We start from the raw sequence: 13,385 nt of genomic DNA, 5'->3' as shown, positions 1-13,385 counted from the left end.
ATGTGAGACTTCGGAGATTTACAACGCGAAATACCAACGAAATCGAACATAGGACATAAAACACGCGGCAAAGAATGTCTTTTACAATCCCGCTTTCTTCCCCACACTATGCTTTATGTTTTTCGCCTTCTTTGTCCTCCCCACCAGATCCCGAGCCATATCAAATAGAGCGCATTGGTCACGGTTATCACTGCAGCAGGGAGGGCAACTCGTTCGGCAAACAGGCTCAGGACAGTAGCAGCGGTCAGGCTGGTGTTTTTGATCGTGCCTATCAACACGCTGCTTAGGCACACAGCACGATTGACCTGCAATTTTTCCAAGATCCATTCAAGCACAAGACCCAGCCCCAAACTACTGGCTAGCCCAATCAAAGCAATCAGTAGCAGCATCTGGGATTGTTGCAGTAATCCATCTCGGTTTAGCCCAACCGCGGTGAAAATGACCAAGGCAAAAGCCCAGTTGACGATTGTGCTGCTCCAACGCTCGATAGATATCTTGAGCGGGCTAATAGTGATCAAACGCGAGACACCCAAGGGGATCAAAACTAATTGAACCAGGATGGTCAGTAGCCTCATGGGTTGAATCAAGACAGATCCACCCAGAAAAACAGCCGTCATAGGCATGATCACAATGGCGGCCAAATAGGTTGCAACGTAACCGACCAGCGCAAGAACTGCATCGCCTTCCAAGACATAACTGAAAGGAACGACGGCAATGCCAGGTGGTGTAGCGGCCAATAAGACAAAGCCCAACCATAGCTCTACATCTCTTACCAGAGGTCGGGCCAATACCAATATCAGCCCTCCCTGAATAAAGAAGGTCAAGATAATGGACAGCACGGTGGCGTAGGCTACCTTGCGCCAGGAGCGAAAGTCACTAGCCACAATTCCAGTCATAGAGACTGACATGGCTACAGTCAGCGCTGGCAAGCTGAGTGGCTCTATCCACCTCGCCTTTCCGCCCAAGAGCAACCCAAGGACAATGCCAAGAGCCATCACCGAGATAGAGTTGGCGTTTTGCAGCAAATCCAGCAGTTTGTTAGGCTTGGTCACGATGGATTCCCCCACCATCTGCACGTCATGTGCCTCATCCTCGTCCTTACACTTTCCGTTTCATATCTTCCGCCCTCTCGCCCCACCACATCCCCAGCCACACCAAATAGAGCACATTGGTCACGCTGACCACAGCAGCCGGCAGAGACACAGACTCACTGAACAACGCCAGCGCAGTGGCAGCAGTTAGGCTGGTGTTCTTGATTGTGCCCATGATGATGCTGGTTACACGCCAGGCACGGTTAAAACCCAGCCGCTGCAGCACCCATTCCAGCACAAAACCCAAGCCAAAGTTGGTACAGACGCCAATCAAGAGCAATAGCAACAGTACCTGCGGTTGCTGTAGGATGCGGTCGCGATTGAGGCCGATAACCGTAAAGATGACCAGGGCAAAAGCCCAGTTGACAATGCTACCGCGCCAGCGCTTGATAGGTTCTTTGAGCGGGCTAGCCACGATCAGCCGTGAGGCGGCAAGCGGCAGCACCAGCAATTGGAAAAGGATAGTGATCAAGCGCATCGGGCTTACCGCGGTAGGACCAAGGAATGCAGTTACGATCAACGGCATAAGCAGCACTGCCGCCAGGTAGATCCCTACTGAACCAACAAGTGCGAAGGGGATATCACCGCCCAGCAAATAGCTGAAGGGGATCACAGCTACACCTGTAGGCGTAGCGGCTAGGAGCACGATGCCTGCCCATACATCAGCCTCGAGCGTCAGCAGACGCGCTAGCACAAGCAGCAGTGCACCATTGAGCAGATAGGTCAGCACGATGCCAATCAGCGTCATTCTTGCTACCTTGGCCAGCGGACGGAAATCGTGCAGTTGCACCTCCGTCACGGAAACGGCCATCGCCACTGCCAACGCCGGCAGTGTGAAGCCTTGCGTCAGGTGTGCCGTCCTGCCCAACGCAAACCCCAAAACAAGCGAGGAGACGAGCAAGAAATTGCGGTCGCGCAACAAACGGAGCAGTTTAGATAGCATGCGGCAGCGTTTCGTCCTTTCGTGAACAAGGTCGAGAGATGCGGAAAGCCTGAAGCCAGAGGGCTATTCTCTAATCAATCATTCGCACCTTCGCCGGGTCATAGCGGTCCTCGCGGCCCTTCTTCTCCGCTGGATAGCCCAGAACTACCAACGCTAATGGCACCAAGTGTTCTGGCAGACCTAAAACCCGGCGCAAAGCCATGACGCGCTCTTCCCGGGGATAACAACCGCACCAGACTGCCCCCAGTCCCTTGGCATGTGCAGCAAGCAGCAAATTTTGCGTCGCGGCGGCACAATCTTGAACCCAGAAACCCTTGCTCAACTCGCGCTGCAAGTCCCCACAGACCAGAATGGCCAGCGGGGCACCCTTGACAGGAGCATAGGGGTGGGCCTTGCCCAATTCATCCAGCACTTGGCGATTGCGCACGACGACAAAGTACCAGTCTTGTTGATTACGAGCCGAAGGTGCAGCCATCGCCGCCTGCAGCAGTTCCTTGACCACCTCATCGGGTACAGGCTGCGCAGTGTATTTGCGGATGCTGCGTCTGGTCAGGATGGTTTCCATCGCATCCATGTTGTTCGTCCTCCGTAGAGATATATAACAACCCCAGCCGAAGCGGTCAGGGCCTTTGCATTGCAACACGAAAATTGTAACACGGACTTGGTTTCCACGCAAGTTGCCTACATGGCAAACTTTGGACGCGAGTTGGTAATCCCGGCTCTTTACCTCAGGCTACGCACCCCGCCAAGCGCTTTTGTCACCATACTCAGCCGCAGGTATAATGCGTTTGTGGGGCAGCAAGTGCAAGGAACTCGCACTGCTCTATGAGCGTCTATAGCGTGATTCTACAACTCGTGGAGTCTACTGTCGGCTAATGAAGTATCACAATCCTGATATCAGGGATAACAAATCCAGGCTATGGCTAGCCTATCCTGGCGAAGATTGGCGCAGAGCCTTTGTCCAGGGGATGCTCGTGATCCTCCTTGTGGCTGGGTTGCTGCTGTGTGTAACTGCTCTGCTGGCCACAGGTGTCTATGCCTACGTCGCGGCGCAGTTGCCCTCGCCAGAGGAATTGAGCATCCGTGCCAACACCTTTGCCAGCACCAAGATCTATGACCGCAACGGGGTGCTGCTGTACGAGGTATTTGACCCAAGCGGTGGACGCCGCACTGTCGTGCCCCTCTCACGTATCCCCTTGTATGTGCGCCAGGCTACGATCGCAACCGAAGATCCCACCTTCTATGCCAACCCCGGGTTTAATCCACTGAGCATCGCCCGTGCTCTTTGGCAGAACCTGCGCGAACGGGACATTGTCTCAGGGGCCAGCACGATTACACAGCAATTGGTCAAGAATACTTTCCTCTCACCTGAAGTTACCCTCAGGCGCAAGATCAAAGAAGCGATCCTGGCTGCCGAGATCACCCGTCGCTATACCAAGGACGAAATCCTGGAGCTGTATCTGAACCAGGTTTATTACGGAAACATGGCCTACGGCATTGGCACTGCCGCGGAGGTCTATTTCAACAAGCCAGTGGAGAAACTAACCCTGGCCGAGGCTGCCTTGCTCGTTGGCATCCCGCAAGGCCCGGCTATCTACGATCCCTATACCAATTTGGCTGCCGCTAAGGTTCGGCAGGGCATTGTGTTGGATCTCATGGTAAAACGAGGCTACTTGAGTGCGGAAGAGGCGAGGAAAGCAAAGCTCGAGGAATTGCACTTTGCTCCGCAGCGCATTGAAATGAAAGCGCCCCACTTTGTTGTCTACGTACGCGAACAACTGGAAGCGCAATTTGGCACGCAAATGCTCTATCGCGGTGGGTTGCGCGTATACACTACCTTGGATATGAAGATGCAAGAGGCAGCTGAGCGCATCATCCGCAATCACATCGCCTCACTGGCCGAATTGGAGGCAACCAACGCGGCACTGCTCGCCTTGAACCCGCGCAACGGTCAGATACTGGCTATGGTCGGAAGCGCTGACTTCTACAATGAGGAAATTGATGGGCAGGTGAACGTCACTCTGCGGCTGCGCCAACCTGGGTCAGCGATCAAACCTGTTACCTATGCCGCCGCTTTTGAGCGTGGCTGGACGGCGGCTACCTTCATTATGGATATCAAAACCGAGTTCCCAGACGGAGCCAACCCGCCCTATGTGCCCCATAACCACGACAAGAAGGAACACGGCCCAGTGCTGGTACGAGATGCCCTTGCCCGCTCGCTCAATATCCCGGCGGTCAAGACCTTGCAATTCGTGACCCTGCCAGGCATGCTGGAGATGGCGCACCGTCTGGGCATTACCTCTCTGAACAGGGCTGACTATGGCCTGTCCCTAACTCTCGGTGGCGGCGATATTACCTTGCTAGAACTGACCAGTGCTTACGCCGTTTTTGCCAACGGCGGGCAGCGTGTTCTGCCTACGCCTATCCTGCGCATCGAAGACAGTGCCGGACGTCTTATCGTCCAGGCTTCCGAGGAAGCAGGGGCACAAATCCTGGATCCGCGCCATGCCTACTTAATCACCAGCATTTTGTCAGATAAGGAAGCGCGAATACCCACATTTGGTCGTAACAATCCCCTCGAACTCTCCCGGCCAGCCGCAGTGAAGACGGGCACAACCGACGATTACCGTGATGCATGGACCATAGGCTACACGCCAGACCTGGTCACTGGTGTATGGGTGGGAAACAGCAACCAAAAGCCAATGAAGGGCGTTTACGGCTCGCGTGGAGCCGCACCTATCTGGCACGACTTCATGGAAGAGGTCCTGCGCGATACCCCTGTCCACGATTTTGTCATGCCTGAGGGGATGGAAACCGCCGAAATCTGTCCCGTGTCGGGCAAGCTGCACACGGACAAATGCCCCTCCGCACGCAAGGAAATCTTCCTCGCCGGCACAGCGCCAAAAGAGCCATGCGACATACATGTGGATGTGCGTCTATGCACAGTAAGCGGTCAGCGTGCTAGTCCGTTCTGTCCAGTGAACGTCGTGCACACACAGTATTTTGAAGTCTACCCACCTGAATACCGCGCCTGGGCTGAGTCCCAAGGCAAGCCTCAGCCACCTGCTGAGACTTGCACTGTGCACACACGGCCACCACGTGCGGAAATCATGGAGCCACGAGATAGCAGCATCGTCGAGGGCATTGTCCCTGTTTACGGCAGCGCACGGATAGATGACATGGATCACTACGAGGTGCAATACGGCATTGGTGAAAATCCCATCGGATGGGGGATAATTGCGCGTCAGAACATCCTCTTAGAGGATAGTGTGTTAGCGGCATGGGACACCCGAGAATTGCGCAATGGCCTCTATTCCCTGCGTGTAGTGGTTTATGACCGCCACGGGAATCACGCCGCCTCGCCGGCGGTGCGAGTCACCGTTGCCAACCCCACACCGACTGCTACAGCAACACCGACGAATACGCCAACGGCTACGATCACACCGACAAGCACACCAACATCTACAGCTAGCCCCACGCCAACCGTAACACCGACCATTCCTGATACAGCCACATCTATCCCCACTGCAACCATTCCCGAGCCCGCCACACCGACGCCCATATTGGAACTACCGACCGAAACGCTCATACCAGCAATCCAATCTGCCCCATCTGCAACGCCAGAGGTCACACCTGGTTTGTAGCAAGTGCTTCAGTGCTATGATCAACGCCTGCTACGGCTTCACAAAATGGGGCACATTGCTTTTTGACTATGATCTCTGCATGAGATAGAATTAGCAATAAATGCCCCACAAAGAAAGGCGTAGATGCCACAGAGATTGCTGCAGTTGCGAGGAATGTGGTCAAAACGAACAGCCTTTCAGACGCTTTTTGGCGCCTTTGTTTGCCTATGGCTAGCCTTCATGGCGCAACGCGCTCTAGACCAGCACAAGTCCAAAATACTCCCCCTGGCAATGCTCGGATTAGCGGCTTTTGTTTTCGCCCTGCTTTCACGTCACACTGCACTTGAGGCCGCAGAAAGCAGAGAGGAAAGTCCCCGCTCCTTATCCATGTCTCTATCGGCTGTGGCCATAACCCTAGCCATAAGCCTATTGGGCTGCCTGGATTTCGGTGGCAATCGCTTCCGGCCGCTGGGACTTGTCCTCTGGATAGGTGGCTTGCTGTTGACCCTTCTCTACCTATGGCTGATCTCCCCGGACAACGCTTTGGGCGAGCGTATCAATCTGTGGCGCAAACAGAAGAGGCTGTGGCTTCCGGCCCATTGGTTCATCATTGCTGCAATCGTACTGGTAGGGGCGTGGTTCCGCTTGCGACTCATTAGCAAGATCCCTGCGGAGATGGGCTTTGACCTGGCTGAGAAATTCTTCGATACGCTGAGCATTGCCCGCGGCTCCTATCAAATTTTCTTCCCAGCACGTCTAGGTCGAGAGGGACTGTTCTTCTACACCGTGGCCTTTGTCGGACGCATCATGGGCTTGAGCAAATTGACGCTGCATGTAACTTCCGCATTGATTGGCACGCTGACAATCGTAGCAGCTTTCTGTCTGGCGCAAGAAGCTTTTAACCGACAAGTGGGACTGCTGGCCGCTTTCCTGCTGGCTATTAACCGCTGGCACATCGTTCTTAGCCGCACCGGCTTCCGCGCTATTACCATGCCTCTCTTCACGATCCTGACCCTATACACGCTCGTCCGTGCGCTGCATAAACGAAGGCCTCTGGACTTTGGCTGGGCTGGCATTGCTTTAGGGACAGGTGTTTATAGTTACCGTTCCTTTCTCTTCGTGCCTATGGCCATTACCGCTGGCCTTGTGCTGTGGTTTCTAGCCAGAGGTTGGTCAGAGTTTCGCATGCTTCTCCCTGGCCTTGCGGTTCTTGTCTTGGTTGCCGCGGTAGTTGCCGCTCCTTTGGCACGTTACGCCTTGGAGAACCCCGACAAATATCTGGCGCGCGAACGATACCAACTACAGGCGATCCAAGCACAGAAGAAACAGAGCCAGGGATTCCTTGCTTATTACTGGCGCTGCATGCTCGGCTTTAACTACATGGGCGATGGCGATCCTCGTTTCAATGTCCCCTTTGCACGTCTAATGGGGTTCGTGAGTGGTACTTTCATGGTATTCGGGTTGGCATACACGTTGTGGCGCTGGCGGCAGGGATGCAATACCTTCCTGATCGCGTCCTGGTTTGTCCTCATCCTGCCTTCAGCTTTGAGTATGTTGCCCAACGAGTACCCGAGCGTCCTGCGCATGTCTGGAGTCATTGGGCCTGCGATTATCCTGGCAGCCTTGCCCTTGCCTCTCATTGGCAAACGGATTCAGCAAGCGCAAGCCGTTGGTCAGCCGCTCAGTACGCCATCTCTCGCTCCTGCAGAACGAGATGCCACGAAAAGCAAGTGGGAATTCGCACTGACACTGACCACAGGGCAAAGACAGCACACATGGATATGCCAGTGGCGTTGGGACAACATAGCACGCTGCATCCTGATCTTGGGAGCGATTCTGCTGCTCGCTTTCGAAACCAAAGAGGTCAACCGCTTCTACTTCCAGGATTACATCGTGCGCTTACCAGATATGTCCAATTATTCTCTAGCAAAAGCGATTGCAAGTGAAATAGCACACTATGGCGATTTGCGCTCCACCTATATCAAACCCTGGCCAAATTGGTTTGACAGCACCGTACTGCAATTGCATGTCGGAACTGATCGAAGTTGGGACCCCTTCGTAAAAGCCCTGGTTCCCCATCAACCTCCTCTATCTACTATCGAAGGGACAGCACTTTTTATCCTAAACCCGGCTGACCATGACGCGCTGGCAACGTTGCAAATGTCCTTCCCACGTACCGTGATTATTCCACACTATTATCCCAATGGTGAACCAGCCTTCAATGTCATCTATTGCGAGCGCTGAGAGAAGAACAGTGAACGAGGGTGATATGCACAGCCTTCCGAACGCATCCCACAACGATAGTATGCATCCCACTAGCCTGCAATTTTGGCAGGGTTTCTGGCGACTGCGTCCAGTGCAAATCGCACTCATCGCCTTTCTCTGTCTGGCTATAGCTGTGGCTGCACAACGGAGTCTGGACCGCCAGCGGGGCACTGCTCAAGGTGTATTGGGCTATGCTGTCGCAGCCACCATCTTCGTGCTTCTTACGCACCACATCGCTCTGGAAGCGAAAAGCCGCGAAGATGAAGCTATTGAGGTTGCATCTCCATCGTACGCTACCTTGGCCATAGCGCTGGGCACAGCTCTATTGGGATGCCTGGACTTCGGCAATAACGAATTTCGCCCATTAGGTCTAGTGCTCTGGCTGGGCGGGTTATTTACGGCTATGTGTTATCTGCGCTTGATTTTGCCTGGTAACTCCTTTAGACAACATCTCAAAGCCTGGTGGCGTGAGAAGGGTACATGGGTTCCCGCCCATTGGCTACTGCTGGTAATAATCTTAGCGGTGGGTGCGTGGTTCCGCTTTCACCGCTTGAACGAAATCCCAGCAGATCTTGGGCCCGACTTGATCTACCACTACTATGACACTCTGGACATCCTCGAGGGCAAATATCGCATCTATTTCCCTGAAAGAGAATCCTTGATCTTTTACTGCACCGCTTTGTGCGCCCGTATCATCGGACTGAGCCAATTCACGTTGCACTTTACCTCAGCGCTGGTAGGCATGGCTACTATCGTGGCACTATACGGCTTGGGTCAGGAGCTCTTCGATAAGCAGGTCGCGCTGTTGGCTGCGTTCCTGCTGGCGATCAACCGCTGGCACATCGCGTTAAGCCGCTCGGCGTACCCAGCGGTATTTACGCCTTTGTTCTGCACTCTTCTGCTCTACACGCTTATACGCGTCTTGCGCCTCAGGCAATTTGGGGACTTTGCCTTGGCTGGCATGGTCCTGGGATTAGGTTTTTACACCTACACGCCCTTCAAAGCATCTCCACTATTCGTGGTGGTTGCCCTCGTCCTATACCTTCTCAGCCGGCGTAGGAAGGCAATGCCGTCGCTATGGCCGCAACTTCTAGTGATGGTAGCGGTGGCGCTTGTTGTCCTTGCCCCTGTAGCCCGCTTCGCTATCGAGAGACCCAGGGAGTACTTCGTGCGTGAGTTGGTGACACTCAGACTGAAGCGAGAGCAGGCAGAGTTCGATCGTGGATTGCCCACTTACTACTGGCGAAGCATCCTTGGCCTGAACTACTTGGGCGATGGCACCTCGCGTTGGAATGTTCCAGGAGCCCGGCACATGGGCTTTGTCAGTGGCATGTTCATGGTCCTCGGACTGGGATATGCACTCTGGCGCTGGCGACATGGCTACAATTACATCCTGCTCGCCGCTTGGTTCATCCTGATCCTGCCTGCTGCCTTGGGTATGCTGCCCAGGGATACTCCCAGCAGTTTGCGCATGTCAGGGGTACTGCCGCCAGCGGTGCTCCTGGCGGCTTTGCCTTTACCTCTTATGGCTCGGCTGATGCAACAAGCTGGGTTGTTGGGCAAAACGGATGCAGCCCAGACACAGCGCAGCGAAGAAAGCACGCCTGCCAGTGCAGAAAGCAAGATCTCTCTGAGTATAGAATCGCCAACCAAATGCTTTGCTTGGACCTGGCGACCGCATTGGGTGAACCTCTGGTCTCTGGTATTGATTGGCATTACAGCCTGGTTGCTGATCTATGAAACGCGCGAAGCCAACCACTTCTACTTCCAGGACTTTGTCAGAACTGCTCCAGATAGAGCTAATTATTCCAATGCCAGGGAAATCGCACGTGAGATAGAGCACTATGGCGACCTGCAGTCCGTTTACATCAAAATTTGGGAGTTCTGGTTCGATGGCAGCGCACTGCGCGTTAATCTACGCCTAAAAGATCGCAACTGGAGCCCATGGGTGACGGTGCTTGACCCTCAGCAGCCCCCTCTATCTACCATTCAGGGCCCGGCTCTGTTCATCGTGCATCCCAATGACCAGCAAGCGCTGGCTACACTACGCGCTTTCTTCCCTCGTGGCGTGGCGCTACCTCGCTACTATCCCGATGGGGCTATCTCATTCTATGCTTTTTATGTCGAGTAATGGGTTGCGCATGCTCACAGCAACTATGGTTCACGATGTGCAGGACAGCCAGCAACGAATAGGGGCGCGGATAAATGACCGTGTTGCGCCATGAATTCGTTGACGGCCGAGACGCAATAACTCGCTCCCCAGGTTGAACTCAAACCCTGCCCGCCGCGTTAGTTGCACCTTCATGGGTTTCGATGTATAATTTGCGCGGAGTTTAACCAAAGCATTTTCCAAAGGAGGAGCAAAATGCCAGATTTCCCTAACCCATTTGTTGGCAATGTGCCAGATCGCAAGTTGAATTTCGAAGAATTGATCAGAGCTATCCGCATTGACATCGCCGGCGAATTAGAGGCTATCCACCTCTATCAGGCACACGCTCAAGCAACCGATAATGAGTTGGTCAAAGAAGTGCTGCTGGATATCGCCAACGAAGAACGCGTGCATGTCGGTGAACTGCAACGACTGCTCACCCTGCTGCTGGCTGATGAAGAGACACTATTGGCCGAGGGCAAAGCCGAAGTAGATGCTGTGGCTGCCAAGCTGGGGGCAAAAGCGGTCCCAGCAGAGAGCAATAGGACAGCTCCGACTGGCGATGCGCCCACTATTGGCTCCTTGAAGCCATAGCATAGTCGCAACGAACAAGGAGGAACAGAAAGATGGCAAACAAGTATCTAGGTCGAGAGGATGCCCCTATTAGCGCCGCAATATGGGAAAAACTTGACGCAGCCATGATCGAGGCAGCAAAAAGCCAGCTTGTTGGACGCCGCCTGCTGTACATTGAGGGCCCCTATGGATTGGGACTAAAGACTATCCCTCTGGAGGATGCAGTTGTTACAGCCGCTGCCGACACCCCAGAAGTGGTCGCTAGCGCGGTTATCCCTGTACCTTTGATTCGCACTACCTTTGTGCTCGGGACGCGTGACCTCGCTAACTATGAGCGGGATGGAGTAACCCTGGATTTGAGCAAAGTCGCCGAAGCGGCCATTGCCTGTGCCAGGTTGGAAGATGATCTCGTTTTCAACGGCATGGCCAAGTTGCGTTTGCCCGGCTTGCTCAATGTCCCGGGACACAACAAGGTCAAATTGTCTGCTTGGGAGAAACCAGGGGATGCTGCTGAGGATGTGATCAAGGCTTTGACGGCGTTGGATAGCAGTGGCTCTCATGGCCCATACAGTCTGGCCCTGGCACCAAGCCGCTACAACTTGCTATTCCGCCGTTATCCCCAGGGCAACCAAACAGAGCTGGAACACGTAGAGACGATGATCACAGCGGGCATCTTCAAAGCCCCCATCCTCAAAGATGGCGGCGTTTTGCTGGCCTCTGGGTTGCAATACGCTTCCATCGTTATCGGGCAGGACATGAGCATTGGCTTCATTGGCCCCAGTGACGGAGATCTGGAGTTCTCCATATCCGAAAGCGTGGCCCTGCGCGTTCGCCAGCCCAAGTCTATCTGTGTGCTGGAAGCTTAGCTACACCTGAGAAAGGGCATACAATTCAGGGACCCGCTTCTGCGCGAAGCGGGTCCCTGCTTCCCCATGCTAAGGCGGACCATAGTCCGCCGCTATCCATTGACCATTCACTGCCGAGTTCCCACCCACCACGCTCACGGCGGACAACAGTCCGCCGTCATTATTCACCGCCGAGCGCGCCGAGAACGTGGGGATTTATCAAATCGTTCTTCGCACCGCCGTCACGCGGCGTGGACTGCTGTGCACGCCTAGCATGGTTGTCCACGCAAAGCACTGACCTCTGTGCTTCAGGCGGACCACAGTCCGCCGTCGTCATCGCCATTTACCGCCGAGCACGCCGGAGCGCAGAATGGCTAGGGAATCAATCGCCGGCGCTTTTCCCCGCGATATTGTATTGGGCGTAGTCTCCGTCGAACTCAGTGGGAATGGTGCGCAAGATCTCCACCCAATACAATACACGGTCTCCCCCTTTGAGCAATTGCAGGAAGGGACCTTGTACTTTGAGCTTGCGCATGGTGATGGCTTTGGTTGCTCCCAGTTTGCCGCGCAGGATGTCCACCCATGTCCCATAAGGCGCAGAAAGGGTAAATAACGTGGGCTTGGTGCCCTGCCAGATGTCCACGAACTCCCCATCACGACACTCAAAGCCCACAATGATCGGCTCTTTAACACCCTTATCAGGTTCAGCTTCTAGCACCAAAGTATAGGTTTCGAACTGCCCTTTAGCCAGGGCGCGGTACTTTTCATCCGCATTGCTGCGCTTCATCACTTCCTGTATATATTCCAGACTGCCCAGCTTCATTGCTTCTCCTCCTATCGCTCGCCTCCCGTTTTTCGTTTTCTTTCTTCACGCTTTCTGCCCCACTCTTACCAGCACCTTAATCGCCTCCGTATCTGGCTGCAACATGCGTTCAAAGCCTTTCTCCACCACATCCTCAAGCGCAATCTCGTGCGTGATGAGCGGCTCCACTTTTACCCGCCCTTGCGCCACATAGTCCAGAGCTGCTGGGAAGGCACCATGTCCTAGGTAACCGCCCCGCACATCCAGCTCGCTCAACACTAGGCTCATGAAATCGGTCGGCACTGGCTCTGGGCACAGGCCAAGGACAAACACCTGTCCTCCCCGCCGCACCAAACCAAGCGCATGCTCGAAAGCGGATGCCGCACCGGTGCAGACATACACAATGTTTGGCCCCAATCCATCGGTGCGCGCGGGCACTTCCACAGCTAAGTTATCCCGCTGTGGATGAAGGACGGCTGTTGCACCCAGCTCACGAGCCACAGTCGCTCGCTTTTCGTTGACCTCGACCACCAGAACCTGCCGTGCTCCAGCCAGAAGCGCGCACTGCAAAGTAAAGAGTCCGATCGTGCCCGCCCCGAACACCAATACCCAGTCCCCAGGTCGCAGCGCAGAGGAACGCACTCCATTCAGCGCGACAGCCAACGGCTCTACAAGCGCTCCCTGGCGGGTACTTACACTCTTAGGCAGGCGATGTAGCAACGTAACGGGCAAGCGCACATATTCAGCAAAGCCACCATCCAGGGTAATACCAGGAGCCAGCAGTTCTTGACAGAGTGCCGGACGTCCCTGACGGCAAAACCAGCAACGACCACAAGGCAGAGCATCATCCGCAGTGACAAAGTCCCCCACTGCCCAGCCATGCACTCCTTCGCCCAGGGCAACAATCTCTCCGGTGAACTCGTGTCCCATGATGAGACCTGGCTCGTACATCCCGGTTTGATACGCTTCCAGGTCAGTGCCACAAATGCCGCAGTAATGTACGCGCACCAGCACTTCGCCCGGCCCAGGCTCTGGCGTAGGCACTTCCGCTACGTCAATTTGACCAGCACTACGAAAAACCGCTGCTTTCATCG

The 13,385-nt window shown here is 54.7% G+C and carries 10 protein-coding genes; 5 read left to right on the top strand and 5 right to left on the bottom strand.

Annotated features, from left to right (window positions below; translation table 11 throughout):
• Positions 1 to 113: 113 nt before the first annotated feature.
• The 3 genes from H5T67_07715 to H5T67_07705 form a co-directional block, all read right to left on the bottom strand.
• Complete coding sequence (locus H5T67_07715) at positions 114 to 1,076, bottom strand: hypothetical protein (protein MBC7245208.1); 963 nt, start codon at positions 1,074 to 1,076, stop codon at positions 114 to 116.
• Between the two features lie 22 nt (positions 1,077 to 1,098).
• Positions 1,099 to 2,034, bottom strand: coding sequence for a hypothetical protein (locus H5T67_07710; protein MBC7245207.1), 936 nt, complete (start codon positions 2,032 to 2,034; stop codon positions 1,099 to 1,101).
• 70 nt (positions 2,035 to 2,104) lie between these two features.
• On the bottom strand, positions 2,105 to 2,608 hold the full coding sequence (locus H5T67_07705; GenBank protein ID MBC7245206.1) for a nitroreductase family protein: 504 nt from the start codon (positions 2,606 to 2,608) through the stop codon (positions 2,105 to 2,107).
• 301 nt (positions 2,609 to 2,909) lie between these two features.
• Here H5T67_07705 and H5T67_07700 point away from each other — a divergent pair, with 301 nt between their 5' ends.
• The 5 genes from H5T67_07700 (at position 2,910) to H5T67_07680 (ending at position 11,510) form a co-directional block, all read left to right on the top strand.
• Positions 2,910 to 5,678, top strand: coding sequence for a PBP1A family penicillin-binding protein (locus H5T67_07700; protein MBC7245205.1), 2,769 nt, complete (start codon positions 2,910 to 2,912; stop codon positions 5,676 to 5,678).
• A 123-nt stretch (positions 5,679 to 5,801) separates the two neighbouring features.
• Entirely contained in the window at positions 5,802 to 7,901 is a 2,100-nt protein-coding gene (locus tag H5T67_07695) for a glycosyltransferase family 39 protein (GenBank protein MBC7245204.1), read from the top strand.
• 25 nt (positions 7,902 to 7,926) lie between these two features.
• The gene (locus H5T67_07690; protein MBC7245203.1) at positions 7,927 to 10,053 is read left to right on the top strand and encodes a glycosyltransferase family 39 protein; all 2,127 of its coding nucleotides are present in this window, start codon (positions 7,927 to 7,929) and stop codon (positions 10,051 to 10,053) included.
• A gap of 234 nt (positions 10,054 to 10,287) precedes the next feature.
• Positions 10,288 to 10,665 carry a demethoxyubiquinone hydroxylase family protein gene (locus H5T67_07685; GenBank protein ID MBC7245202.1) on the top strand — a complete coding sequence of 126 codons (378 nt, stop codon included), beginning with the start codon at positions 10,288 to 10,290 and terminating at the stop codon, positions 10,663 to 10,665.
• A gap of 32 nt (positions 10,666 to 10,697) precedes the next feature.
• Positions 10,698 to 11,510: a bacteriocin family protein gene (locus tag H5T67_07680; protein ID MBC7245201.1), complete on the top strand. Its 813-nt coding sequence runs from the start codon at positions 10,698 to 10,700 to the stop codon at positions 11,508 to 11,510.
• 361 nt (positions 11,511 to 11,871) lie between these two features.
• Here H5T67_07680 and H5T67_07675 read toward each other — a convergent pair whose 3' ends face one another.
• Together H5T67_07675 and H5T67_07670 are read right to left on the bottom strand one after the other, a co-directional pair.
• On the bottom strand, positions 11,872 to 12,312 hold the full coding sequence (locus tag H5T67_07675; protein MBC7245200.1) for an SCP2 sterol-binding domain-containing protein: 441 nt from the start codon (positions 12,310 to 12,312) through the stop codon (positions 11,872 to 11,874).
• Between the two features lie 45 nt (positions 12,313 to 12,357).
• Positions 12,358 to 13,383, bottom strand: coding sequence for an alcohol dehydrogenase catalytic domain-containing protein (locus H5T67_07670; protein ID MBC7245199.1), 1,026 nt, complete (start codon positions 13,381 to 13,383; stop codon positions 12,358 to 12,360).
• Between the last annotated feature and the right edge of the window lie 2 nt (positions 13,384 to 13,385).

The organism is Chloroflexota bacterium, from assembly GCA_014360905.1.
Lineage (GTDB): Bacteria > Chloroflexota > Anaerolineae > UBA2200 > UBA2200 > JACIWX01.
The sequence above is the reverse complement of the archived record's forward strand: the minus strand, read 5'-3'. Positions and strand labels throughout refer to the sequence as shown.

What these genes read in the sequence shown, in the direction of transcription:
- H5T67_07685 (MBC7245202.1), top strand. Translation starts at nt 10,288, where the DNA reads ATGCCAGATTTCCCTAACCCATTTGTTGGCAATGTGCCAGATCGCAAG.
- H5T67_07700 (MBC7245205.1), top strand. Translation starts at nt 2,910, where the DNA reads ATGAAGTATCACAATCCTGATATCAGGGATAACAAATCCAGGCTATGG.
- H5T67_07675 (MBC7245200.1), bottom strand. Translation starts at nt 12,312, where the DNA reads ATGAAGCTGGGCAGTCTGGAATATATACAGGAAGTGATGAAGCGCAGC.
- H5T67_07670 (MBC7245199.1), bottom strand. Translation starts at nt 13,383, where the DNA reads ATGAAAGCAGCGGTTTTTCGTAGTGCTGGTCAAATTGACGTAGCGGAA.
- H5T67_07710 (MBC7245207.1), bottom strand. Translation starts at nt 2,034, where the DNA reads ATGCTATCTAAACTGCTCCGTTTGTTGCGCGACCGCAATTTCTTGCTC.
- H5T67_07690 (MBC7245203.1), top strand. Translation starts at nt 7,927, where the DNA reads ATGCACAGCCTTCCGAACGCATCCCACAACGATAGTATGCATCCCACT.
- H5T67_07680 (MBC7245201.1), top strand. Translation starts at nt 10,698, where the DNA reads ATGGCAAACAAGTATCTAGGTCGAGAGGATGCCCCTATTAGCGCCGCA.
- H5T67_07705 (MBC7245206.1), bottom strand. Translation starts at nt 2,608, where the DNA reads ATGGATGCGATGGAAACCATCCTGACCAGACGCAGCATCCGCAAATAC.
- H5T67_07695 (MBC7245204.1), top strand. Translation starts at nt 5,802, where the DNA reads ATGCCACAGAGATTGCTGCAGTTGCGAGGAATGTGGTCAAAACGAACA.